Below are 23,464 nucleotides of genomic sequence, written 5' to 3'. Positions count from 1 at the left end.
CACATGGCGAACGATGCATGGTCACGGCAAGTGGCATTGTTTTCGACAGTCCATACGGGGCGGAACGCATTGCCCATCAATGGAACCATTCAAACCATGAAAGCCATCCTCAGTACCTTGAAATACCTTCTCATCGCAATTGGTTCGACCCTGTCGGTTGCGGTACTTGTCTGGCTGGCGATCTTCCTCTTCGCTCAGACTATCAGCATTGACAAGGCGTTCGCGCTGATCTTCTACCCGTCCATCGTTGCGGGTGTCATTGCGCCGTTGGCGTGGTGGCTACGAGGGCGCAAGCTGGAAGCCTGAGCAGCGGGCGATCTGCAACATCCCGCACTCAGCCTCCTTGCCAACGGCCCCAAAGCCTGCGGCTTCAGATGCCGTCCATGCCTTCGGCATCTTTCGCCAAATCCATTATGGTGCCGAGGTACTGGACGGCGTCGCTGATGACGCTGGCTCCGTCACGTCAGCCGTTTCCACCATGGCAACCGCGCCTTCCGCTTCCACCGCTTCGGCCGCTGCTGCTTCGCCGGTGTCGGCTTCCGTGTCCTCTTCATCGGCGATAGCCGCATCCGGCGCGGCGCTTGCCACTTCCAGCAAACGCGCTTCAAGATTCAGTTCGATCTCGTCCCAGCGGACGATGTCGAGCTTGACCTGCGCGCCGCGCGCCACCTGCGACATGCCTGGCAGGCGCACCACCAGCGGCACGTCGGTCAGGCGCACGAGTTCGTCCTTGAGCACGACGGCGTCGACCATCTTGACGCCCTCCTGCCCCAGCCAGCGCAGGCACCAGTAGCGTTCCATATTCTGCTGGAACTCGTTGTAGGCCGCGTACGCCGCGTCGAAGCTCGACACGATCGAGAACAGCGTCGCATCGCGGTGCTTGAATGGCGCGACGAGCGGCGCGGTGACGCCGTTTTCGGCCGCTGCGATGATCTGCCACTGGTTGACCAGGTCGGTATAGCGGCGCAGTGGTGACGTGCTCCATGCGTACTGGTCCACGCCCAGGCCCTGGTGCGGCGCGGCGTGCGTGACCATGCGCACCTGCATCTTGGCGGCCCAGCCGCCAGCGCCCGGCCCCTGCGAGCGGTAGATGCCCGGTACGCCCGAGTCGTGCAGCAGCTTGCCCCAGGTGCTGTTGGCAAAGATCATCAGCTCGGCAACGATCTTGTCGAGCGGCGCGCCGCGCTTGCGGCGCACGATCGAGACCACGTCGTCCTCGACGTAGAAATTGAAGTCCATGCGGTTGGCTTGCTCGGGCTTGAGGCCAAAAGCTTCGCGCTTTGCCATGCGGCCGGCTTCCAGCTGCAAGGCCCACTGCCACAACTGGCCCAGCTCTTCCTTGTGCGGATACTCGCCCTCGCCGCTAGCCAGCGTTTCTTCATTGACCAGGTCATCCAGATCGTTGTGGCGCAGATTGCTCTTGATCGGCACCAGCTCGGCGCGCGTCGTCGTCGACACCACGCTCCAGTCTTCGGGATTGAGCACTGCGTACAGCGACAGCGCCGGGCAATCATTGCCCTCGGCCAGCGTGAACGCATTGACCACCTCGTCCGGCAGCATCGTGATCTTGTCACCCGGCATGTACACGGTCGACATGCGCGCGCGGGCGATCTTGTCGATCGCATCGTCCGGACGCACGGCCAAGCCCGGCGCGGCGATGTGGATACCCACGCGCACGGTGCCATCGTCGAGCTTGACGACGGAGAACGCATCGTCGATCTCGGTCGTGGTCACGTCGTCGATCGAGAACGCGGCAACGTCGGCGCGCGGCAGGTCGGTCGGCGCTGTTGGTACGTCCACCGGCGCAAAACCGGCGCCGCGCGGGAAGTTCTCGAACAGGAAGCGGCCCATGTGCAGGTCTTTGGGCGAGGCCAGGCCGCCGACGTCCAGCATCAGGCGTGCCGGGTTGGTCTGCAGTTCGTTAGCCGCAGCCTCGAACGCCTTGTATTCAATCGTGTTCTTGTCGGGCTTGAACAGCAGCTGGTGCACGAGCGGCTGCATCGATTCGGGCAGCTTGCCCGCTTTCAGTTCGTCGACATACCCGGCCTGGATGATGGCCTGCTGTTTTTTCTTTTCGATACCGGCCAGCGCGGCCTTGAGCGAAGCTTCCGGCGCGGCCTTGTAGCGGCCACGGCCCTTCTTGTAGAAGTAGATCGGCGAGCCGTGCAGCGTCAGCACGAGACCAGCCGCTTCGTGCGGCAGCGGCGCGTGGCCGAAGTATTCGGCGCCCAGCTCGGCAAAGCCGAATTCTTCTTCGCCCGCGACTTCCCACAGGAACTCGAGGTCGACGTCCGCCGCCACGGCCTTGGCCGCGTCCATCAGCTCTTGCGGGCTGGGCTTTTCAAATTGCAGCAGGACGTCGCGCGTCTTGACCTTGGTGCGCTTGCCGCTGGCCAGTTCGACCTGGTATGCCTCGCCGGCTTGCGACAGGATGGCGCCGACCTTGAAGTCGCCCGATTCCTCAAAAAATACATTCATGATTATTCTGTGTTGTTCGTGGTTGCGCCCGCTCCCAGGCTGAGCACCGCCGGCAAGAATACCTCGGTGACCAGGAGCAGGCCTTGACGGCGGCGATAGACGCAGCGCCGCGCATGGTAAATCGGCTGTTGGGCGCCCGCGCCGCCAATAGCCGCATGTGCGCGGCGCACCAGCGGATGGTCGGCGCCCAGGCGCGCAAATTCAAGTGATCCGCGCCGCACGAGCGGATCGTAAAACAGGGTCGAGCCGAGCGAACGTTCACCCAGCGCCGAAAACAGCGGCCAGTCGCTCGCGTCGGCATCGGGCGGCACGACCGTGTGGGCAAAGACCACCGGCGTGCCGTCGCAGACGAGCAGCACTTCGCGTTCCCAGACCCGTTGCGGCCGCGCCAGACCGATCGCCGCCGCTTCGTCGGCCAGGCACACGGCACTGTGCTGGTGCAGGCGGCGCACGCGGAACGCGTCGCTGCTGGCGACCAGGCGCGCGGTCAGCGAGCCGGGCGTGACGAGCCAGTCGTGCATTGGTGCAGAAGCACGCACGGCGCGCGCATGCGGCTGCCAGGCGGCCAGGCGCAGCGAACGGTTCCTCACTGCACCGGGTCTCCGTCGACGTCCATGCCGCAGAACGCCAGCACTTCGTCGACATACATCGGAAACTCCGACACTGCATGGTCGCTGCCGTAGATCACGTGCTGGCGCGCGCCGGCATAGTGCGCCACCATGTCGCGGTAGTCGAGCACTTCGTCGCCCGTGGCCGCCAGCAGCAAATACCGTCCAGGCTGCGTGATGGCCGCGACGCGCAGCGCCTTGAGTTCATCGATGTACTCGGGGCGAAACTCGAACGGTTCGTCCGAATGCCAGTTGGTCGTCACACCCACGTGGTGTTCGAGGTTGCGGGTCGGGTCGACCGACGGATTGATGACGACGGCCGGCACGCCCAGGCGCTCGGCCAGCGCGCACGCATAGAAGCCGCCGAGCGACGAGCCGACGATGGCGAGATTGCCCGGGGCATGCTGCGCGGCCAGGTCCAGCGCCAGCGCAAACGCGGCCTTTGGCGACGCCGGCAATTGCGGGCAGATCAGGCGGTCGAGCAAGCCGCGCTCTTCGAGCGCCGCCTGCACGACGCGCGCCTTCATCGATTTGGGCGACGAGCGAAAGCCGTGCAAATAAAGAAGGTACGGTGGCAAATGTGGCGCCGACGTCATGGGGCCAGCGCGTCCAGCAGCTTCTGGTGCACGCCGCCGAAGCCGCCATTGCTCATGACCAGGATATGGTCGCCCGGCTGCGCCTGCTGGACGATGGCCTGCACCATATAGTCGATCTGGTCGAAGCTGTGCGCGATCGTGCCCATCGGCTTGAACGCATCGGCCAGCGACCAGCCCAGCGCCTGCTGGCTGCCGAAGCCGAACACCAGGTCGGCATCCTTCAGGCTGCCCGGCAGCGCATCCTTCATCGCGCCTAGCTTCATCGTGTTCGAGCGCGGCTCGAGCACGGCCAGGATGCGACCAGAACCCTGCGCGCCCAGCTTCTGGCGCAGGCCGCCGACCGTGGTGGCAATCGCCGTCGGGTGGTGCGCGAAGTCGTCATACACGGTGATGTTGTTGACCACACCGCGCACTTCCATGCGGCGCTTGACGTTCTCGAAGCGGGCCAGCGATTCGATGGCCTGCGCGACCGGCACGCCGACGTGGCGTGCGGCGGCAATCGCGGCCAGCGCGTTCGAGCGGTTGTGCTTGCCGGTCAGGTCCCAGTGCACGGTGCCTTGCGGCGCGCCCTTGAAGATGACGTCAAAGCTCGCGCCGCCCGGATGCTCGACCATCGTCCAGTCGACGCCATCGGCGCCGCCGAAGCTTTCCTTCTCGCTCCAGCAACCGCGCTTGAGCACGCGCCCGATCGACGCTTCGTCGCCATTGACGACCAGGCGACCCACGCCCGGCACGGTGCGCACCAGGTGGTGGAACTGGGTTTCGATGGCGCCGATGTCCGGGAAGATGTCGGCGTGGTCGTATTCCAGGTTGTTCAGCACAGCCGTCTTGGCGTGGTAGTGCACGAACTTGCTGCGCTTGTCGAAGAACGCCGTATCGTACTCATCGGCTTCGATGACGAAGAAGTCGGACGGCTTGTCGCCATGCAGGCGCGCCGAGACGCCGAAGTTCATCGGCACGCCGCCGATCAGGAAGCCCGGCGCATAGCCGGCATCTTCCAGGATCCAGGCCAGCATCGATGTGGTCGTCGTCTTGCCGTGCGTACCGGCCACGGCCAGCACCCATTTTTCGCGCAGGATATGCTCACCGATCCACTGCGGACCCGACATATACGGCAAGCCGCGGTTCAGGATTTCCTCGATCAGCGGGTTCCCGCGCGTCATCACATTGCCGACCACATACAGATCGGGATTCAGCGACACCTGCTCCGGGCCGTAGCCCTGGATCAGCTCAATCCCCTGGGCTTGCAACTGCGTGCTCATCGGTGGATAGACGTTGGCGTCGCAACCGGTCACGCGGTGACCGGCTTCCTTGGCCAGGACCGCCAGGCCACCCATGAAGGTGCCGCAAATGCCGAGAATATGAATGTGCATGGGAAGGTGCGCGGGTGCGATGTAAATGGACGAAACCGGGATTCTACCCGAGCCGCAGCTGTTTTCCGTTCAGAGTATGATCTCGATCATGATGCCGAACTTGAACAACGATCTCATTCAATTGCGCGCCGAGATCGCCCTCGTGGCTGCGCGCATGGTTGCCCAGGATGGCGCCGACATCGATACCGCGCGCCGCAAGGCGGCCCGCCAGGTGCTCGGCGTGAACCAGCCTGTTCCCAATATGATGCCCGACGACATCCAGGTCGAAGACGAAGTGCGCAAGTATCTGGCACTGTTCGGCGGCCCGGACCACAGCGAGCGCCTGGCGCAATTGCGCGCCACCGCGCTGCAGGTAATGGAGGCGCTCGCCGACTTCAATCCGTACATCACGGGCCCGGTGCTGCAAGGCACCGCTGGCGAGCATGACGATATCCACCTGCAATTGTTCGCCGACAGCGCGAAAGAAGTGCAGATCTATCTGCTGAATCGCAATGTTAATATCGAGATCTCGGAAACCCCGCATTTCAAAGGGGGGCGCCATGCGCCCGTCGAGACCGTCAGTTTCCCGTGGATGAAGGAAACTGTGCATGCGCAATTGTTTGAATACCAAGACCTGCGCGGCGCGCTCAAGCCGCGCGCGGATGGCCGCCCGCAACGTCTCGACGCTGCCGGCCTGCGCGCGCTGATCGCTGCCGACTCAACACTGGAACAGAACGAATGAACAAGAAACATCTGGCCACCTATGTGGCAGTGGCCGCGCTCTTCGGCGTGATGGGCGCCGTCGTTGCGCTCTACAAGAAGGCGCCGGCGCCGGCCTCCCCCCAGATCAGCACGACTGCCGGCGCCGGTGCGGTGACCAATGCCGTCACCAACCTGTATGCGCAGTCGCTCAACAATCTGGCGGGTGAACCGCAGCCGCTGGCCCAGTGGAAGGGCAAGCCTCTCCTGGTGAATTTCTGGGCGACCTGGTGCGGTCCGTGCGTGCAGGAAATGCCGGAGCTGTCGCACCTGGCGGGCGAAGACAAGGGAAAGCATTTCAATGTGATCGGCATCGGCATCGATTCGCCAACGAACATGAGCGAATTCGCCGCCAAGCACCAGATTGCCTATCCACTCTACGTGGCGGGCATGGGCGGGACCGAGCTGTCGAAGGAATTGGGCAACACGATGGGCGGCTTACCGTACACTGTACTGATTGGCGCCGACGGGCAAGTGCTCAAGACGTATATTGGCAAGCTCAAGTTCGACGAATTGCGCGCTGACCTGGCCAAATTGAAGGGTTGATCGGGCTTTTAACGAACGATCGTACGATTTGCAATTGCGGCCAATTTCGGCTAAACACCAGCAATTTTACCGCTTGCCAACAGCCGAGCTAGGCGGCACAATGCCTGACTTTCGGGCTACCAGACTCTCATTATGGCGAAAAAGCTACTGCTTCTCAACGGCCCCAACCTCAATTTATTGGGGACGCGCGAGCCTGCGGTGTACGGCACGACGACCTTGGCCGACATCGAGAACGCAGCAGTTGCACAAGCCACGAACGCCGGCGCAGCACTGGAGCATTTCCAGAGCAACCATGAGGGCGCCCTGATCGATCGCATCCACGCCGCACGCACCGAAGGCGTGGATTTTATCGTGATCAATCCTGGTGGCTTGACCCATACCAGCGTAGCACTGCGCGATGCGTTCGCGTCGGTGGCCATTCCATTCGTCGAGGTGCACGTGTCGAACGTGCATGCCCGCGAATCGTTCCGGCAGCATTCCTATCTCTCTGGCATCGCGCGTGGCGTGATCTGCGGACTGGGGCCGGACGGATACAGGTTTGCCATCGACTTCGCACTTAAATAGCGTTAATCTACGTCAACTTCATGTATCAGCGGCTGCGCGGCCTGTTTGACGCGCCGGCCTGCTCTCTAAAACGAATAATTCCAAGGGGTTTCACATGGATCTACGAAAACTCAAGACCTTGATCGACCTGGTCGCTGAATCGGACATCGCCGAACTCGAAGTGACCGAAGGCGAAAGCAAGGTCCGCATCGTCAAGTCGTCCGCTGTTGGCCAAGGCCAGATGATGATGATGCCGCAACAAGGCGTGCAACAATTCGCGGCGCCAGCCCCGGCCGCCGCGCCTGTCGCTGCAGTACCGGTCGTGGCCCCCGAGCCAACCGGCCACGTCGTCAAGTCGCCGATGGTCGGTACCTTCTACCGTTCGTCCGCACCGGGCGCTGCCGCGTTCGTCGAAGTGGGCTCGAACATCAAGGAAGGCGAAACGCTGTGCATCATCGAAGCGATGAAGCTCCTGAACGAAATCGACGCCGATGTCTCGGGCGTTGTCACCAAGATCCTCGTGGAAAACGGCCAGCCGGTCGAATTCGGCCAGCCGCTGTTCGTGATTGGCTAAAGCCTCAAGCTGGGCGGCAGTCCTGCCACCAGCTCACCCATGACGTGTCCGGCGCCGCTTGTCTTTCAGCTGCGCCGGTTTTCACTGAACCACCGGACCAACCATGTTTGAAAAAATCCTCATCGCCAACCGTGGTGAAATCGCGCTGCGTATCCAGCGCGCCTGCCGCGAGCTGGGCATCAAGACGGTCGTCGTGCACTCCGAGGCCGACAAGGACGCCAAGTACGTGAAACTGGCGGACGAGTCGGTCTGCATCGGCCCGGCGCAATCGAGCCTCAGCTATCTGAACATGCCCGCGATCATCAGCGCGGCCGAAGTGACCGACGCCGAAGCGATTCACCCGGGCTACGGCTTCCTGTCCGAAAACGCCGACTTCGCCGAGCGCGTCGAGAAATCGGGCTTCGTCTTCATCGGCCCGCGTTCCGAATCGATCCGCCTGATGGGCGACAAGGTCTCGGCCAAGCAGGCCATGATCCGCGCCGGCGTGCCGTGCGTGCCAGGCTCGGACGGCGCCCTGCCGGATGACCCGAAAGAAATCGTGCAGACGGCGCGCCGCGTCGGCTACCCGGTGATCATCAAGGCTGCCGGTGGCGGCGGCGGGCGCGGCATGCGCGTGGTGCACACCGAAGCGGCCCTGCTCAACGCCGTGGCGATGACCAAGACCGAAGCCGGCGCCGCCTTTGGCAATCCGGAAGTCTATATGGAGAAGTATCTGGAAAATCCGCGTCACGTGGAAATCCAGATCCTGGCCGACGAACACAAAAACGCCGTCTGGCTCGGCGAGCGCGATTGCTCGATGCAGCGCCGCCACCAGAAGGTCATCGAAGAAGCGCCGGCGCCGGGCATCCCGCGCAAGCTGATCGAAAAGATCGGTGACCGCTGCGCCGAAGCCTGCCGCAAGATCGGCTACCGTGGCGCCGGTACCTTCGAATTCCTGTACGAGAATGGCGAGTTCTACTTCATCGAGATGAACACGCGTATCCAGGTCGAGCATCCGGTCACCGAGATGATCACCGGGATCGACATCGTCCAGGAACAGATCCGCATCGCCTGCGGCGAAAAGCTGCGGTTCCGCCAGCGCGACATCATGCTGTCGGGTCACTCGATCGAGTGCCGCATCAACGCCGAAGACCCGTTCAAGTTCACGCCGTCGCCGGGCCGCATCACCAGCTGGCATCCGCCGGGTGGCCCTGGTATCCGCGTCGACTCGCACTCGTACGCCGGCTACTACGTGCCGCCGCACTACGATTCGATGATCGGCAAGGTCATTGCGTACGGCGCCACGCGCGAGCAGGCGATTCGCCGCATGCAGATCGCGCTGTCCGAAATGGTGGTCGAGGGGATCCTGACCAATATTCCGCTGCACCGCGAACTGATGGTCGACGCCCGCTTCATCGAAGGCGGCACCAACATCCACTACCTGGAGCAGAAACTGGCCGCCAAGCCCGACCTGCCGAAGGAAACGGCGCTGTCGGCCAAATCCGAAGTCAAGGTGAACGAATGAGCTGGACTGAAGTCGTCATCGAACTGGCGCGCGAACACGCCGAAGCGCTGTCGGACGCCCTGATGGAAGCCGGCGCGCTGTCGGTGTCGGTGGAAGACGCCGACGAAGGCACCGAAGACGAAAAGCCGCTGTTCGGCGAGCCGGGCATGGAGCCGACCGAAGCGGCCTGGGACCATAGCCGCGTCGTCGCGCTGACCGATGCCGATGCCGACCAGCTGGCGATCGTCACCGAGGCCGCGCAAGCGATCCGTCTGCCCGTCGTGCCGGCGTTCACCACCCGCAAGGTGGAAGACGCCGACTGGGTGCGCCTGACGCAGTCGCAGTTCGAACCGATCCACATCGGCACCAATATCTGGGTCGTGCCGAGCTGGCACGTCGCGCCGGACCCGAACGGCCTGATCCTCGAGCTGGACCCGGGCCTGGCCTTCGGCACCGGCAGCCATCCGACGACGCGCCTGTGCATGGAGTGGCTCGAAGCCCATCCTGCGCCGGGCAAGTCGGTGCTGGACTACGGCTGCGGTTCGGGCATCCTGGCGATGGTGGCCAAGAAGCTGGGGTCGCAGGACGTGGCCGGTGTCGACATCGATCCGCAAGCGATCGAATCGGCACGCGCCAACGCCGAGCGCAACAACGTCGCCATCGACTTCTACCTGCCTGACACGTTTGCCACTTCCGGCAATGCGCGCCATGCGGGCGGCAAGTTCGACATCGTCGTGGCCAACATCCTGTCGAGCCCCTTGAAGCTGATGGCGCCGATGCTGGCTGGCCGCGTGGCCGATGGCGGTTCGCTCGTGCTGTCGGGCGTGCTGGCACGCCAGGCCGACGAAGTAGCTGCAGCCTACGCGCCATTCATCAAGCTGGGCGTCTGGGCCGAGCAGGATGGCTGGGTTGCCCTGCACGGCACGCTGGGCCAGGACACACCGCCGGCACGCACTTCCCCTGCCACTGCCACTGCCGGATAAAGGCATGGCGCTCGCCACACAATGCCCCCACTGCGGCACGCAGTTCCGCGTCGCCGCGGACCAGCTCAAGCTGCGTGGGGGCATCGTGCGTTGTGGCGCATGCCAGCAGATTTTTGACGGGAACAGCGCGCTGATCGATCTGGCGGCTGGGCCTGCACCGGTTGTTGCGGCGCCTGCCGACGCGCCGGCCGAAGTTCCTTCTCCTGCTATCTCCCCTGCTCCTGTCGACGAGACGCCTGTCGAGACACTCGCACCGGTGAGCGAGCCGGTCGCGCAGCAGGAACCAGACCCAGAACCAGCGCCGACGCCGGCATCAACGCCCGAACCGGACACCCTCACCGCACCCGAACCAAGCCGCGAACACACGGCGGACTCGATCGGCCCGCCGACCCTGCTGCTGCGCGAATCGTCGGGCGGCTCGCCGCCGATCGCATCAAGCGTGCCTGCCTCGCCGCGCAACCGCGCTGCCGAAGCACGCGCGCGCCGCGTCAAGGCTGCAGCGCCGCGCATCGACGAGGCGCCCAAACCACCGCCACCACCGCCCAAGCCGAAGCCGGACATCGACGAACCCGAGTTCGTGCGCAGCACGCGCCAGCGCGAAGCTTCCAGCAAGACGACGCGCATCGCGCTGGCCGTGGGCAGCGTGCTGCTGCTGATCGCGCTGGTCGTGCAGGCGGCCGTGAGCTTTCGCGACGTGCTGGCGGCGCGCCATCCGGGCCTGCGTCCGGCGCTGGTCTCGACCTGCGCCCTGCTCGGCTGCAGCGTCAACCTGCCGGCGCGGCCCGAGCAGCTGGTCATCGAGACCGGTGAACTCATCACGCTGGGCGGCAACGCCTATACCTTCAGCACCGTGCTGCGCAACCAGGGCGACATGGCGCTGGCCTGGCCCAGCCTCGAACTGACGCTGAACGACCTTGACGACAAGCCGCTGGTGCGCCGCGTGTTCGCCCCGCGCGACTATGCCGGCGCCGCCGCTGCCGCGCCCACCGGGTTCGCCGCACGCGGCGAGCAGCAGGTGCGCATCCATTTCAGGCTGGAGGGCGCAGAGCCGTCCGGCTACCACATCGCAGTGTTCTATCCATGAAAGCCACACCATGACCAAAACCGCCCTGATCTGCGGCTCGCTCGCGTTCGACAAAATCATGCAGTACCACGGCCGCTTCGGCGACACGCTGCTGGCCGACCAGCTGCATCGCGTGAACGTGTCGTTTCTGGTGCCGACGCTGCGCACCGAATACGGCGGCTGTGCGGCCAATATCGCGTACAACCTCAAGCAGCTGGGCGGCGAGCCCCTGATGATGGGCACGCTCGGCCAGGACGGCGGCGACTACCTCAAGCGCATGCAGGAACAAGGGCTCGAGACGCGCGGCATCCGCACGATCCCCGAGGCCTACACCGCGCAGTGCTTCGTCACGGCCGACCAGGACAACAACCAGATCAACGCCTTCCACCCTGGCGCGATGGAATACTCGAACCAGAACAACGTGGCCGACCAGGGCGCGATCCGCGTGGCGATCATCTCGCCCGACGGCCGCGACGGCATGATCAAGCACGCCCGCGACTGCGCCGAACAGAAGGTGCCGTTCATGTTCGACCCGGGCCAGCAACTGCCGATGTTCTCGGGCGAAGAGCTGATCACGTTCATTGGCCAGGCCAGCTACCTGGCGTGCAATGACTACGAATTCGAGATGGTCATGGACCGCACGGGCCTCGCCCATGCCGACATCGCGGCGCGCCTGGAAGCCTTGATCATCACGCGCGGCGAAGCCGGTTCGGACATCTACGCGAACGGTGAGCACATCAAGATTCCAGCCGTGACGGCCACGGACGTGGTCGACCCGACCGGCTGCGGCGACGCCTACCGCGCGGGCCTGCTGTTTGGCATCACCAATGACCTGGACTGGGCCACGAGCGGGCGCATCGCCAGCCTGCTGGGCGCGATCAAGATCGCCTCGGCCGGTGGCCAGAACCACCACTTCACGCCGCAGGAATTCGACGCGCAGTTCGAGCAGGCGTTCGGCAGCAAGTTCCGCTAAGCCGAAGGCGACGTGTAGTACAAAAAAGGCCTCTGCATGCAGAGGCCTTTTGTCATCGTAGGGTGGACGGCTACGCCGTCCACGCGTCCAGATCAAGCTGATTTCGTGTCGCGCCACCGGCCGTTGAACGCGTGGGCGGGAAACCCGCCCACCCTACCGATCTACACGTACCCGAACACCTGCCGCAGCACGAACAGCAGAATCTGGATCAGCACGAGCGCCACCAGCACCGACAGGTCCATCCCGCCAATCGGCTTGACGACACGCCGGATCGGCCGCAGCAACGGCTGATTGAGCGCGTGCACGAACGGCGCCAGCGGCGCATTGGGATTGACCCAACTGAAGATCGCTTCGATGATCAACAGCGCCATGAAGCCGTACAGGATCCAGGTCAGGAAGCGGTGCAGCGCGTACAGCAGCATCGTCTCGCCGCTGGCGCCGGCCAGCAGCAGCACCGTGCTGGCCACCAGGACCACCAGGAAGGCGCCGATGAGGCTTGCCCAGTCGTAGCCGCGGGTACCGGGCACCACGCGCCGCAGCGGCATCACCAGCCAGTCGGTGATGGTGTGGACGAACTGGCGAATCTGGTCGGGAAGACGCACGCGGATGGCATTCGTCCAGAAGCGCAGCAACAGCACCCCACCCAGCAGGCCTGCAACGATATCGACGATAAACTGAAGAATGGGCAGCACGAACTCTCCTCAAAAAAAAACCGCTGTGCGAAGGATCACACAGCGGCATTGTGCCTGAAGCGCGCCCCACTTGCCATGCCGCGCAAGACGCGCGGCAGGCAGGCAGGACAACGTTTGCAATTACGGACGGCTGCTGGTCGGGAATGGCCAGGCGGTTGGCGCGATCACGCTTTTTGCTGGCGTGGCTGCTGCCGCTGCCGGCGCGGCTGCAGGCGTGTCGCCCGCTTTCGCGTCGGTCGCTGCCGGCTTGGTCGCTGCCTTTTTCGCGGCCGGCTTCTTCGCTTCCGGCTTGGCGTCGGCCTTGCTGTCCGCTTTCACATCGGCTTTTGCATCGGCTTTGACATCGGCCTTCGCGTCGGCTTTGACTTCCGGCTTGGTGTCAGCTTTGATGTCAGCCTTGATGTCGGCCTTCATGTCCGGCTTCGCGGCGGCTGGCTTGGCGGCGACGGTCTTGGTCGCAGCGGTTTTGGTGACAGCTGGCTTGGCCGTGGCCGTGGCCGTTTTTGTAGCAGCGGTTTTGGTCGCAGCAGGCTTGGCGGCAGCGGCCGTGGTCGCAGCAGCCTTGGTCACGGCTGGTTTGGCCGCGGCGCTGGTGGTGGTCGCTTTTTTCGCGGCTGGCTTGGCAGCAGCGGTCTTGGTGACGGCCGGTTTGGCTGCGGTTTTGGTCACCGTTGCTTTTTGCGCTGCCGGCTTTGCCGTTGCTTTGGTCGTGGCTGCTTTTTGAGCGACTGGCTTGGCGGCTGCCTTGCTGGTGCCCGCTTTTGCGGTGACCGGCTTGGCTGCAGCTTTGGTCGTCGTTTTAGCGGCTGGCTTGGCGGTGGTTTTCTTTACTGCCGGCTTGGTTGCTGATTTAGCGGTCGACTTGGCCGGCGATTTCGCTGCCGACTTGGTGGTCGATTTGGTGGCCGATTTAGCAGGCGACTTGGTAGCCGATTTAGCGGTCGACTTAGTAGCCGATTTAGCCGTCGATTTGCTAGCAGGCTTGGCCGACGTTTTCGTTGCGGCAGGTTTGGCTGCTGGCTTAGCTGCTGGCTTGGCTGCTGCTTTCTTTGCAGCCGGCTTGGCTGCAGGTTTCGCTGGTGCTTTCTTTGCCGCTGGCTTGGCTGCCGGTTTGGCGGCTGCTTTCTTTGCCGCTGGTTTGGCTGCTGCTTTCTTCGCTGCCGGCTTGGTTGCTGCTTTAGCTGCTGGCTTGGTTGTCGCCTTAGTTGCTGGCTTGGTTGTTGCTTTAGTTGCCGACTTAGTTGCCGGCTTTACTGCGGACTTGGCAGCGACTTTCTTGGTTACCGGCTTCGCTGCAGTTTTAGCGACGGTTTTCTTTACCGTTGGCTTTGCTGCAGTTTTGGCGACGGTTTTCTTTACTGCCGGCTTTGCGGACGACTTGGCGGTCGATTTAACTGCGGCTTTGGCTGCAGTGGTTTTGGTCGCCGTGGTTTTGGTCGCAGCGGTCTTGGTTGCAGTGGTTTTCTTTGCAACAGGTTTCGCCGTGGTTTTCGTCGCTGGCTTGCTCACTGCCCGGGCTGCTGGTTTGGCCGCTGCCTTGGTGGTGGTCTTGGCAGTGGTTGCCTTTGCCGTGGTGGTCTTGGCGGTGGTGGTCTTGGCGGTGGTGGCCTTGGTCGCGGCTTTTTTCGCGACTGGTTTCTCTGCTGCAGCCTTTGCGGTCGACTTCGTCGTGGACGAAGGCGCGCTCTTCACTGCTGCCTTTACAACTGTTTTTTTAGCGGTTGCCATTTTAATTCTCCTTCATCTGCGATGAGAAATACGCTCAGGGTTTAAAACCCGCCAGGTCGTTGTTGACCGGCGAGTTATTCATCGACGCAAACCGAAGATCGATATGCGTCAATGAATCCGGCACCGGCTGAACTGCTGCAACTCCTCACAGTTGCAGCGCTTCAGCCAACGTCGACAGGCCACCGTTCCAGCGTCGTCACAGCGCTACCCTTGCGGGTGCGAAAAGAAAAAGCCGCCTTGCCTGAGCAATTGGTCAGGCAAGGCGGCTTGTTCTTTTCGCTTCGCTTCCGTGCATACTGTTTGGTTCAGCGCCCTATTATTCGATCGATTTGCCCGATGCCCGCGACAATATCACATCTTCTTGATTTGACAAATTCAATCGCGTAAAGGACGTGCTTTCTTTGTGTGTGCGCAACCGAGAATCGGAAACAAGCCGCGCAATATGCGCGGCCAAATAAGCAAGCGCGCCTGAATTGACGGGGATTCTGCAAATGGCGACGGATTCACGCGCGCCATTCAACCCAAGGTTGAATCGATTCACAGATCGAACGGTCCGAACCAATAGATACTGTCGATCACGCCGCCGCGTTTGGCAATATAGGCCAGCCGAGTTTGGCAATTGACGAATACCGAATGGAACGAGCCATCCAGTTGCCGCGCCATTCGCTCCACCGGGTGGCTGCCGAGCGGCACCAGGTAGACGGATCGCGGCGCCGCATCCGCCGGCGTGCCGGCCGTGGGTGCGACCACCATCTCCTTCGCCACCAGATTGAAACCGTGGTTGGTGACCCGGGCGCGCGCGCCGTCGTCCAGCGCCAGGCACGCCGCATCGCGCGGCGCGCCGTCCACGTAGTCTTCGAGAACCAGCGTCTGCTTGACCGCCGTGGGTGGTGTGCCGGCGCAGCCAGCCAGCAAGGCCGCGCCACAAAGGGCCAGCTTGAGCGTATGCGGATTCATGAACGTCCCCTACCAATAGTAGATGCCCATCCTAGCGCATACGCGGTCGCTTGTGCACGCGCGTGTCCACTCGCGTGCCCACTTCCGTGTCCAGGTCGCGTCAGCGCCCCGGCGCCACGCGCCACAGCGTGCCACCGGCATCGTCGACCACCAGCAGCGCGCCATCGCGCGCAACTTCCACCGCCGCCGGCCGTCCCCACACATCGCGGTCGCTGACCACCATGCCGCTCATGAAGTCCTGGTACTGCCCAGTGGGCACCCCGTTCTTCATGAACACGCGCACGACCTTGTAGCCGGTGCGCACGCCTCGGTTCCACGAGCCGTGCAGCGCCACGAACACATCGCCCTCGTATTCTTTCGGGAACGCGCTCGTCGCACCCTTGGGCGCGTGGTACGCCACCATGCCCAGCGGTGCCGAGTGGGCCTGCAGCAGCACGTCCGGGGTGATCGTCTTGCCCTTCAGGTCGGGTCGGTGACCGGCCAGGCGCGGGTCTTCGTTGTCGCCGATGTAGTACCACGGCCAGCCATAGAAGCCGCCCTGCTTCACGCGCGTGAGGTAGTCGGGCGGCAGGTTGTCGCCCAGCGCATCGCGCTCGTTCACATTGCACATGACGTCGCCCGTGGTCGGCAGCACCAGCAAGCCCACGCAGTTGCGCAGACCGGTCGCGAAGGTGCGGCGGTTCTTGCCGTCCGGGTCGAACGCCATGACGGTGGCGCGGTCCGTCTCGATACCCCAGGCGCCGCCCACGCCGTGCTCGCGCTCCCACTGCGCCAGCGGCACGGGCGGCGTGCGACCGATGTCAGCCGCGACGTTGGTGGCCGAACCGATCGACAGCAGCAGCGTCTTGCCGTCCTTCGAGAACGCCAGCGTGCGCGTCGTGTGCCCGCCACTGGTCTCGGACAGTTCGGCAATCACGGTTTCGGGCGCGCCTCGTGCCGTCAGGTCGCCATTGCGGTACGGGATGCGCACCACCGAATTGACGCCGGCCACATACAAATACTGCGGATCGGCGCCGCTTGGCCAGAACGCCATACCGTATGGGCGCGCCAGGCCAGTGGCGAACACGCCGGCGCTATCGGCCTTCTTGCCATCGCGCGAGCGCAGGACCTTGATCGCGCCCGCGCCGGTCGCGGCCAGGAACACGTCGCCATTCGGCGCGCGCAGCGCCACGCGCGGCTTGTCGGCGTCCTGTGCGAACACGCTGACCGTAAAGCCGGGCATCACGGTCGGCAGCGTGCCGTTCGGACGCGCCTGCACGCGCGCGCTGTTGCCGGCGCTGTCCGTGGCAAACGGCGCGGCCAGATCGGTGGGCTTGATGTGATAGACCTTGCCGGGCTGGTTTTCGGTCCAGGCGCCGGCGCGGGAGGCAGGTTGTGCATCGGCCTTCGCAAGCGCTGGCGCGGCGGAGGTAGTTGTAGCTGCAGCTGCAGCGCCCTGCAGGCTGGTCAGGTAATCGATCAGCGCGCCGCGCTGTTTTACGTCCGGCACACCGACCGGCATCATCGTGCCGGGCACGCGCTTGGCCGGGTCGAGCAGGAACAGGTCGAGTTCGTCGCGCGTCCACACGGTGCCGCTCGCGCCGGCCTTGGCCAGCGCCGCCGAATAATTGAACCCGGCGACACCCGCCGCCTTGCGCCCGACAACGCCAAACAGGCCCGGGCCAGCCATCTGCGCCATCCCGGTATCGACCGTGTGGCAGCTGGCGCAGTTGTTCTGGAAGATGGTGCGGCCCGTGGCCACCTGGGGCGCAGCGTGGGCGACGGATACCGTCGCCAGGCCGGCGAGCATGAGGGCGTGCAGCAGCGTGGTGTGGGCGTTCAAGGGTGTCTCCTGGTCAGGCTTGAAAGATCGCCATCATAGGTCAACATCGACGGGCTGCGCGCAACAGGCGAAAAAAAGCCCGGCTGATCCAACGCCGGGCTTTTGTTCGTGGCTGATGCAGGGCGATGGACGCCCCCGCATCAATCCCAGCTCAGCGTACCGCCAGTCTGGTACTCGGTCACGCGCGTTTCGAAGAAGTTACGCTCTTTCTTCAAGTCGATCATTTCGCTCATCCACGGGAACGGGTTTTCTTCGTTCGGGAACAGCGGCTCGAGGCCGATCTGCACCGCGCGGCGGTTGGCGATGAAGCGCAGGTAACCCTTGAACATCGGAGCGTTCAGGCCCAGCACGCCGCGTGGCATCGTGTCTTCGGCGTAGCGGTATTCGAGGTCGACCGCTTCGATGAACAGGGCCTTGATCTCTTCGCGGAATTCCGCCGTCCACAGCTGCGGATTTTCCATCTTGATCGTGTTGATCACGTCGATGCCGAAGTTCACGTGCATCGATTCGTCGCGAAGGATGTACTGGTACTGCTCGGCGGCGCCGGTCATCTTGTTCTGGCGGCCCAGCGCCAGGATCTGCGTGAAGCCCACGTAGAAGAACAGGCCTTCCATCAGGCAGGCGAAGACGATGATCGACTTGAGCAGCTTCTGGTCGTTTTCGGTCGTGCCCGTCTTGAATTCAGGATCGGTCAGCGTGTCGATGAACGGGATCAGGAACTGGTCCTTGTCGTGGATCGACTTGACTTCGTTGTAGGCGTTGAAGATCTCGGCTTCGTCCAGGCCCAGCGACTCGACGATGTACTGGTAAGCATGCGTGTGGATCGCTTCCTCGAACGCCTGGCGCAGCAGGTACTGGCGGCACTCGGGGGCCGTGATGTGGCGGTAGGTGCCCAGCACGATATTGTTCGCGGCGAGCGAGTCGGCCGTCACGAAGAAGCCCAGGTTGCGCTTGACCAGGCGGCGCTCGTCTTCCGACAGGCCATTCGGGCTCTTCCACAGCTCGATATCGCGCTGCATGTTCACTTCTTGCGGCATCCAGTGGTTTGCGCAACCTGCCAGGTACTTGTCCCATGCCCATTTGTACTTGAATGGCACGAGCTGGTTCACGTCGGTCTGGCCGTTGATGATGCGCTTGTCGTCGGCGTTGACGCGCTTTGCCACTTCGGCAGCAGGCACGATGGCGAGGTTGGCGTCGGCTTGCGGAGCGCTTGGTGCGCTGGTTGGTTCGTCGTCCCAGTTAAGCATGGTGGTCCCTTCTGTGGTGCGCTGGCGCAGCGACTGCGGCCGGGGCACGTTGATGCGTTGGTTATTCGTGTTGTCGGCGACTGGCGCCGTTGTACTTGCCGGGGGGCGAGCCAGCCTTGCAGGCGGCTCGCCTCCTTTACTCAGTTACTGCGAGGATTACTGGCAGGCTTCGCATTCCTCGAAACCATCGTCGCCCGGACGCAGATAGCAGGCGGCGCCGTCTTCTTCGGTCGCTGCTGCTGCCGTATTGGCCGCCGGTGCCGGCGCTGGTGCAACCGGCGCTTTCTCGCCAGCCGACAGGCCACCGGACAGGCCGCCCGAGACCGACACGGCGTTCAGCGCGCCGGTGCGGGTAGTCGACTTTTCCAGGTGCGTCGCGGCGATCGTGCGCAGGTAGTAGGTGGTCTTCAGACCGCGCAGCCAGGCCAGCTTGTAGGTTTCGTCCAGCTTCTTGCCCGATGCGCCGGCCATGTAGATGTTCAACGACTGGGCCTGGTCGATCCACTTCTGGCGGCGCGACGCAGCGTCGACCAGCCACTTCGGCTCGACTTCGAAGGCCGTTGCGTACAGATCGCGCAGGTCTTGCGGTACGCGGTCGATTTTCGACAACGAGCCGTCGAAGTACTTCAGGTCGGCGATCATGACTTCGTCCCACAGATCACGTGCCTTCAGGTCGCGCACCAGGTACGAGTTGATCTCGGTGAATTCACCCGACAGGTTCGACTTCACGTACAGGTTCTGGAACGTCGGCTCGATACAGGCCGAGACGCCGATGATGTTCGAGATCGTCGCGGTCGGGGCGATTGCCACGCAATTGGAGTTGCGCATGCCGAACTGCTTGATGCGCTCGCGCACCGGGGTCCAGTCCATCTTCGACGACGTGTCCTGCTCCAGGTACTGGCTGCCACGCTCGTCGGCCAGCAGCTGGATCGAGTCCTGCGGCAGGATGCCGCGGTCCCACAGCGAGCCGGTGTAGGTCTCGTAGCGGCCGCGCTCTTCGGCCAGTTCGGTCGAGGCCAGGTAGGCGTAGTAGCAGACCGCTTCCATCGACGTGTCGGCGAACTGCACCGCCCGGTCGGACGAGAACGGGATGCGCATCATGTGCAGGCAATCCTGGTGGCCCATCACGCCCATGCCGACCGGACGGTGGCGCAGGTTCGAGTTGCGCGCTTTTTCGACCGCGTAGTAGTTGATGTCGATGACGTTGTCGAGCATGCGCATCGCGGTGCGGATCGTCTTTTGCAGCTTGACGTGATCCAGGCCATCGCCCTTCATGTGCTGCGGCAGATTGACCGAGCCCAGGTTGCAGACGGCGATTTCATCGGCGCTCGTGTTCAGCGTGATCTCGGTGCACAGGTTCGACGAGTGCACGACGCCCACGTGCTGCTGTGGCGAGCGGATGTTGCACGGGTCCTTGAACGTGATCCATGGGTGGCCGGTTTCGAACAGCATCGACAGCATCTTGCGCCACAGGTCGAGCGACTCGATCTTTTTGAAGACGGCCATTTCGCCGCGCTCGGCCTTGGCTTCGTACGCCAGGTAGGCTTGTTCGAAGGCCTTGCCGGTCAGGTCGTGCAGGTCGGGCGTCTCGGATGGCGAGAACAGCGTCCAGTGCGACTTTTCCATCACGCGCTTCATGAACAGGTCGGGAATCCAGTTCGCCGTGTTCATGTCGTGGGTGCGGCGGCGATCGTCGCCCGTGTTCTTGCGCAGGTCGAGGAACTCTTCGATATCGAGGTGCCAGGTTTCCAGGTAGGCGCAGACAGCGCCCTTGCGCTTGCCGCCCTGGTTGACCGCGACGGCCGTGTCGTTGACCACTTTCAGGAACGGCACCACGCCCTGCGAGCGGCCGTTGGTGCCCTTGATGCGCGAACCCAGTGCGCGCACCGGCGTCCAGTCGTTGCCCAGACCGCCGGCGAACTTCGACAGCAGCGCGTTCTCTTTGATGGCGTCGTAGATGTCTTCCAGGTCGTCGCCGACGGTGGTCAGGTAGCACGACGACAGCTGCGAACGGCGGGTGCCCGAGTTGAACAGGGTCGGGGTGGAGCTCATGAAGTCGAACGACGACAGCAGGCTGTAGAACTCGATGGCGCGCGCTTCGCGGTCGTCTTCACGCAGGGCCAGGCCCATTGCCACGCGCATGTAGAACGCCTGCGGCATTTCGATGCGCACGTCGCGCACGTGCAGGAAGTAGCGGTCGTACAGGGTTTGCAGGCCGATGTAGCCGAACTGCAGGTCGCGGTCGGCGACGATGGCCTTGGCCAGGCGCTCGAGGTCGTACTTGCCCAGTTCTTCGTCGAGCAGCTCGTTGGCGATGCCCTTGGCGATGTATTGCGGGAAGTAGGTCAGGTATTCGGCGGCGGCGCCGGCTTGCGCGACTTCGCGGCCGAAGACTTCCTTGCGGATCGTGTGCAGCAGGATGCGGGCCGTGACCTGGCTGTAGGCCGGGTCTTTTTCCATCAGCGCGCGCGCAGCCAGGATGGCCGACTTGTGCAGCTCTTCGACCGGCACGCCGTCGTACAGGTTCTTCATGGTCTCGGCCAGGATCGCGTCGGCGTCGACGTGCTTTTCGAGGCCGGCGCAGGCGGCGCCGATCAGACCGATGACGGTGTTGATGTCCAGCAGGCGGCGCTCGCCGCCATCGACGACGTGGATCTGCGGTGCGACGACAGCGCCACCGCCACCAGCGGCTTCTTTCGCGGCGCGACGCTCTTCCATGCGCTTGGCGCGGTACAGCACGTATTCACGCGCGACATCGTGTTCGCCCGAGCGCATCAGTGACAGCTCGACCTGGTCCTGCACGTCCTCGATATGGAACGTGCCGCCGTTCGGCTGGCGACGCACCAGTGCGGTGACGACGTTGTTGGTCATCTGCTCGACCAGCTCGCGGATGCGCGCCGACACGGCGCCCTGGCCGCCGGCGATTGCCAGGAAGGCCTTGGTCATCGCGACCGAGATCTTGTGCGGCTCGAACGCCACCACCGAACCGTTGCGGCGGATGACGCGGTAGTCGCCGCGGGCGACGATGTCGGCCGGGGTGGTGCCGGCGGGCGCCGATCCTGGGGTGACATGTTGGTTGATCGAACTATTCTGTGCTGTTTGCATTGCGCCTCCAGGAGCGGTCGGACCGCCGTTGTTTACGTGGCAACCGTCTTGCCATAGTGCGCAAACCCGGTCCGTCAACAAATTAAAAAACGATGCCCTGCCAGCCGGTGGCCTGTGGTGGCAAACCAGAGAAGCAGGGTAAGAATCAGTAAATATTGCGTGTCGACAAGTGCTTAACTAACCGATCGATGGATAAGTTTGTGTGCAACTTGTGGACAACGTATGAACAACTCGCCGCAGCCCGCAATCCTGGTGCCTTTTCAGTCACTACCACTATATCTAGTGCCGGGCGTTGATATCAGACTAATTGTAGTACCTCGTTCGCGGTACAGGCAAGCAAATAAATGTCCAAAATTTTCAGTTTTATCGCGTGCGAGCCTTGACTTTCGAGAGTCGCCATAAGGACGGGGAGTACGCGGTAAGCGACTACTAACCTTAAAAAAACCGTGGGGAAATGACCAGACCGCGGGACCGCCGCCCGGCTGCAGACCAGCCGTCAATCGTCCGGCGCGCTGATGTCCAGCTTCTGCATCTGGTAGCGCAACTGGCGGACACTGATGCCGAGCATGCTGGCGGCCTGGGTCCGGTTGAACTGGGTTTGCTGCAGGGCGCGACCGATGATGTCGCGTTCGACCTGCTCCAGGTATTCGGGCAGGTTGCCGGGCAATTCGGCGGGGCCGACGCCCGGCAGCGCCGATACTGTTGGCGCGATCGGGGAGACCGGCGCGGCCGGAGCGACTGGCGCCGCGGCAACGGGCGGCGCAACCGCCGGCGGGGCCAGTTCGGCCCGCGCCGGTTCGATCGGCCGCGCCGCCTTGAGCGATAAATCGCCCACTTCGATCACGCCATCGTTGGCAAACGCCAGCGCCCGCTCCAGCACGTTTTCCAGCTCGCGCACATTGCCGGGGAACGAATACGCCCGCAGCGCATCCAGCACCCCGGCCCCGAGCGTGGCCTGCCCTGCCCCAGCCAGGCGCTGCAGGATGCCGCTCACCAGTGGCGCCAGATCGTCCAGGCGCTCGCGCAGTGGCGGCAGCCCCAGCTCGATCACGTTCAGCCGGTAGAACAGGTCTTGCCTGAACTTGCCCGTCTCGACGCAGCGCGCCAGGTCCTGGTGCGTTGCGCTGATGATGCGCACGTCGACCGGCTCCTCGACCGTCGCGCCAATCTTGCGCACGCGCCGCTCCTGGATCGCGCGCAGCAGTTTCACTTGCATCGCCAGCGGCAGGTCGGCCACCTCGTCGAGCATCAGCGTGCCGCCGTTGGCCGCCTGGAAGAAACCGTCGCGCTCATCGGACGCGCCCGTGAAGGCGCCCTTGCGGTAGCCGAAGAACTCGGCCTCCATCAGCGTCTCGGGAATCGCGCCGCAGTTCACGGCGATGAACGGTTTCGCGGCGCGCGAACTCTGGGCGTGGATTTCGCGCGCGGCCAGTTCCTTGCCGCTGCCGGATTCGCCCGTGATCGAGATCGGCGCCATCGAGCGCGCCAGGCGGGCGATCTGGGCCCGCAATGCCGCCATTGCGGGCGAGCTGCCGATCATGCGCGAGTCGGGCGCAGCGCCGTCACCCGCCGCCGCGCTTTCGGATTGCTTGAGCGCCGCGCGCACCATCACGCGCAGCGCGTCCAGCGCCACCGGCTTGGCGATGTAGTCGAACGCACCGGCTTTCAGCGCCACGACTGCGTTTTCGGCGCTGCCATAGGCGGTGATCACGGCCACCGGCGTGCCCTTGCCGGAGGCGCCGATTTCGCGCACCAGTTCGAGGCCCAGGCCGTCCGGCAGGCGCATGTCGGTCAGCACCAGCGCGTAATCGCGCTCGTCGAACAGCGCGCGCGCCTCGCGCAGCGTGGCGGCGCTGTCGACGTCCAGGCCCATCTTGAGCAGCGTGATCTCGAGCAGCTCGCGCAGGTCGGCCTCGTCGTCGAGCACCAGGACGCGCGGCGCGCTCATGACGGCT

General features: G+C 63.8%; 21 protein-coding genes. 10 read left to right on the top strand and 11 right to left on the bottom strand.

The window, feature by feature from the left end; all coding sequences use genetic code 11:
* The first annotated feature begins 3 nt into the window (after nucleotides 1-3).
* The gene (locus tag HD842_RS18980; protein WP_183556311.1) at nucleotides 4-306 is read left to right on the top strand and encodes a hypothetical protein; all 303 of its coding nucleotides are present in this window, start codon (nucleotides 4-6) and stop codon (nucleotides 304-306) included.
* A 105-nt stretch (nucleotides 307-411) separates the two neighbouring features.
* Here the strand turns inward: HD842_RS18980 and HD842_RS18975 are convergent, their stop codons facing one another.
* Genes HD842_RS18975 through mpl form a run of 4 tightly spaced genes read right to left on the bottom strand, consistent with a single transcriptional unit; the run spans nucleotide 412 to nucleotide 5,055 of the window.
* Nucleotides 412-2,478, bottom strand: coding sequence for a ribonuclease catalytic domain-containing protein (locus tag HD842_RS18975; RefSeq protein WP_183556310.1), 2,067 nt, complete (start codon nucleotides 2,476-2,478; stop codon nucleotides 412-414).
* 2 nt (nucleotides 2,479-2,480) lie between these two features.
* Nucleotides 2,481-3,068 (bottom strand): chorismate--pyruvate lyase family protein, encoded by a 588-nt coding sequence (locus tag HD842_RS18970; RefSeq protein ID WP_183556309.1) that lies wholly within the window; start codon nucleotides 3,066-3,068, stop codon nucleotides 2,481-2,483.
* Nucleotides 3,065-3,682: a YqiA/YcfP family alpha/beta fold hydrolase gene (locus HD842_RS18965; RefSeq protein WP_183556308.1), complete on the bottom strand. Its 618-nt coding sequence runs from the start codon at nucleotides 3,680-3,682 to the stop codon at nucleotides 3,065-3,067. Before HD842_RS18965 ends, HD842_RS18970 begins: the two co-directional genes overlap by 4 nt.
* Nucleotides 3,679-5,055 (bottom strand): UDP-N-acetylmuramate:L-alanyl-gamma-D-glutamyl-meso-diaminopimelate ligase, encoded by a 1,377-nt coding sequence (gene mpl / locus HD842_RS18960; protein WP_183556307.1) that lies wholly within the window; start codon nucleotides 5,053-5,055, stop codon nucleotides 3,679-3,681. Before mpl ends, HD842_RS18965 begins: the two co-directional genes overlap by 4 nt.
* A gap of 88 nt (nucleotides 5,056-5,143) precedes the next feature.
* Between mpl and HD842_RS18955 the strand changes: the two genes are divergently transcribed.
* The 8 genes from HD842_RS18955 (at nucleotide 5,144) to HD842_RS18920 (ending at nucleotide 11,958) form a co-directional block, all read left to right on the top strand.
* Nucleotides 5,144-5,776, top strand: coding sequence for a hypothetical protein (locus HD842_RS18955; protein ID WP_183556306.1), 633 nt, complete (start codon nucleotides 5,144-5,146; stop codon nucleotides 5,774-5,776).
* The gene (locus HD842_RS18950) at nucleotides 5,773-6,339 is read left to right on the top strand and encodes a TlpA family protein disulfide reductase (RefSeq protein WP_183556305.1); all 567 of its coding nucleotides are present in this window, start codon (nucleotides 5,773-5,775) and stop codon (nucleotides 6,337-6,339) included. Before HD842_RS18955 ends, HD842_RS18950 begins: the two co-directional genes overlap by 4 nt.
* A 132-nt stretch (nucleotides 6,340-6,471) precedes the next feature.
* Nucleotides 6,472-6,903, top strand: a complete 432-nt coding sequence (gene aroQ / locus HD842_RS18945; RefSeq protein WP_183556304.1) for a type II 3-dehydroquinate dehydratase — start codon at nucleotides 6,472-6,474, stop codon at nucleotides 6,901-6,903.
* Nucleotides 6,904-6,997: 94 nt separating this feature from the next.
* Nucleotides 6,998-7,456: an acetyl-CoA carboxylase biotin carboxyl carrier protein gene (accB, locus tag HD842_RS18940; RefSeq protein ID WP_183556303.1), complete on the top strand. Its 459-nt coding sequence runs from the start codon at nucleotides 6,998-7,000 to the stop codon at nucleotides 7,454-7,456.
* A gap of 103 nt (nucleotides 7,457-7,559) precedes the next feature.
* Entirely contained in the window at nucleotides 7,560-8,960 is a 1,401-nt protein-coding gene (gene accC, locus HD842_RS18935; protein ID WP_183556302.1) for an acetyl-CoA carboxylase biotin carboxylase subunit, read from the top strand.
* The gene (prmA, locus tag HD842_RS18930; protein WP_183556301.1) at nucleotides 8,957-9,922 is read left to right on the top strand and encodes a 50S ribosomal protein L11 methyltransferase; all 966 of its coding nucleotides are present in this window, start codon (nucleotides 8,957-8,959) and stop codon (nucleotides 9,920-9,922) included. Before accC ends, prmA begins: the two co-directional genes overlap by 4 nt.
* 4 nt (nucleotides 9,923-9,926) lie before the next feature.
* Nucleotides 9,927-11,006 (top strand): DUF3426 domain-containing protein, encoded by a 1,080-nt coding sequence (locus HD842_RS18925; protein ID WP_183556300.1) that lies wholly within the window; start codon nucleotides 9,927-9,929, stop codon nucleotides 11,004-11,006.
* 10 nt (nucleotides 11,007-11,016) lie between these two features.
* Complete coding sequence (locus tag HD842_RS18920) at nucleotides 11,017-11,958, top strand: carbohydrate kinase family protein (protein WP_183556299.1); 942 nt, start codon at nucleotides 11,017-11,019, stop codon at nucleotides 11,956-11,958.
* Nucleotides 11,959-12,119: 161 nt separating this feature from the next.
* Here HD842_RS18920 and HD842_RS18915 read toward each other — a convergent pair whose 3' ends face one another.
* Nucleotides 12,120-12,650 carry a YggT family protein gene (locus tag HD842_RS18915; RefSeq protein WP_183556298.1) on the bottom strand — a complete coding sequence of 177 codons (531 nt, stop codon included), beginning with the start codon at nucleotides 12,648-12,650 and terminating at the stop codon, nucleotides 12,120-12,122.
* 120 nt (nucleotides 12,651-12,770) lie between these two features.
* Nucleotides 12,771-13,319, bottom strand: a complete 549-nt coding sequence (locus HD842_RS23870) for a histone (RefSeq protein WP_229424829.1) — start codon at nucleotides 13,317-13,319, stop codon at nucleotides 12,771-12,773.
* A gap of 76 nt (nucleotides 13,320-13,395) precedes the next feature.
* On the opposite strand from HD842_RS23870, the gene HD842_RS23865 reads away from it, so the two are divergent.
* Nucleotides 13,396-14,403, top strand: a complete 1,008-nt coding sequence (locus HD842_RS23865; protein ID WP_221290762.1) for a hypothetical protein — start codon at nucleotides 13,396-13,398, stop codon at nucleotides 14,401-14,403.
* Nucleotides 14,404-14,915: 512 nt separating this feature from the next.
* Here HD842_RS23865 and HD842_RS18905 read toward each other — a convergent pair.
* The 5 genes from HD842_RS18905 to HD842_RS18885 form a co-directional block, all read right to left on the bottom strand.
* On the bottom strand, nucleotides 14,916-15,335 hold the full coding sequence (locus tag HD842_RS18905) for a hypothetical protein (protein WP_183556297.1): 420 nt from the start codon (nucleotides 15,333-15,335) through the stop codon (nucleotides 14,916-14,918).
* Nucleotides 15,336-15,435: 100 nt separating this feature from the next.
* Nucleotides 15,436-17,157, bottom strand: a complete 1,722-nt coding sequence (locus tag HD842_RS18900; RefSeq protein WP_183556296.1) for a PQQ-dependent sugar dehydrogenase — start codon at nucleotides 17,155-17,157, stop codon at nucleotides 15,436-15,438.
* 140 nt (nucleotides 17,158-17,297) lie between these two features.
* Complete coding sequence (locus tag HD842_RS18895) at nucleotides 17,298-18,404, bottom strand: ribonucleotide-diphosphate reductase subunit beta (RefSeq protein ID WP_183556295.1); 1,107 nt, start codon at nucleotides 18,402-18,404, stop codon at nucleotides 17,298-17,300.
* 156 nt (nucleotides 18,405-18,560) lie between these two features.
* Complete coding sequence (locus HD842_RS18890; protein ID WP_183556294.1) at nucleotides 18,561-21,509, bottom strand: ribonucleoside-diphosphate reductase subunit alpha; 2,949 nt, start codon at nucleotides 21,507-21,509, stop codon at nucleotides 18,561-18,563.
* A 496-nt stretch (nucleotides 21,510-22,005) separates the two neighbouring features.
* Nucleotides 22,006-23,457: a sigma-54-dependent transcriptional regulator gene (locus tag HD842_RS18885; protein ID WP_183556293.1), complete on the bottom strand. Its 1,452-nt coding sequence runs from the start codon at nucleotides 23,455-23,457 to the stop codon at nucleotides 22,006-22,008.
* Nucleotides 23,458-23,464 lie beyond the last annotated feature (7 nt).

Origin of the sequence: Massilia aurea, from assembly GCF_014200505.1 — a bacterium.
In the GTDB taxonomy this organism is placed as follows: Bacteria; Pseudomonadota; Gammaproteobacteria; order Burkholderiales; family Burkholderiaceae_D; genus Telluria; species Telluria aurea_B.
This window is presented reverse-complemented; position numbering and strand designations above follow the sequence as displayed.

Coding starts and splice junctions, on each gene's coding strand:
- HD842_RS18980 (WP_183556311.1), top strand. CDS start 4: ATGGCGAACGATGCATGGTCACGGCAAGTGGCATTGTTTTCGACAGTC.
- HD842_RS18975 (WP_183556310.1), bottom strand. CDS start 2,478: ATGAATGTATTTTTTGAGGAATCGGGCGACTTCAAGGTCGGCGCCATC.
- HD842_RS18965 (WP_183556308.1), bottom strand. CDS start 3,682: ATGACGTCGGCGCCACATTTGCCACCGTACCTTCTTTATTTGCACGGC.
- mpl (WP_183556307.1), bottom strand. CDS start 5,055: ATGCACATTCATATTCTCGGCATTTGCGGCACCTTCATGGGTGGCCTG.
- HD842_RS18955 (WP_183556306.1), top strand. CDS start 5,144: ATGATGCCGAACTTGAACAACGATCTCATTCAATTGCGCGCCGAGATC.
- HD842_RS18950 (WP_183556305.1), top strand. CDS start 5,773: ATGAACAAGAAACATCTGGCCACCTATGTGGCAGTGGCCGCGCTCTTC.
- aroQ (WP_183556304.1), top strand. CDS start 6,472: ATGGCGAAAAAGCTACTGCTTCTCAACGGCCCCAACCTCAATTTATTG.
- accB (WP_183556303.1), top strand. CDS start 6,998: ATGGATCTACGAAAACTCAAGACCTTGATCGACCTGGTCGCTGAATCG.
- accC (WP_183556302.1), top strand. CDS start 7,560: ATGTTTGAAAAAATCCTCATCGCCAACCGTGGTGAAATCGCGCTGCGT.
- prmA (WP_183556301.1), top strand. CDS start 8,957: ATGAGCTGGACTGAAGTCGTCATCGAACTGGCGCGCGAACACGCCGAA.
- HD842_RS18925 (WP_183556300.1), top strand. CDS start 9,927: ATGGCGCTCGCCACACAATGCCCCCACTGCGGCACGCAGTTCCGCGTC.
- HD842_RS18920 (WP_183556299.1), top strand. CDS start 11,017: ATGACCAAAACCGCCCTGATCTGCGGCTCGCTCGCGTTCGACAAAATC.
- HD842_RS18905 (WP_183556297.1), bottom strand. CDS start 15,335: ATGAATCCGCATACGCTCAAGCTGGCCCTTTGTGGCGCGGCCTTGCTG.
- HD842_RS18895 (WP_183556295.1), bottom strand. CDS start 18,404: ATGCTTAACTGGGACGACGAACCAACCAGCGCACCAAGCGCTCCGCAA.
- HD842_RS18890 (WP_183556294.1), bottom strand. CDS start 21,509: ATGCAAACAGCACAGAATAGTTCGATCAACCAACATGTCACCCCAGGA.
- HD842_RS18885 (WP_183556293.1), bottom strand. CDS start 23,457: ATGAGCGCGCCGCGCGTCCTGGTGCTCGACGACGAGGCCGACCTGCGC.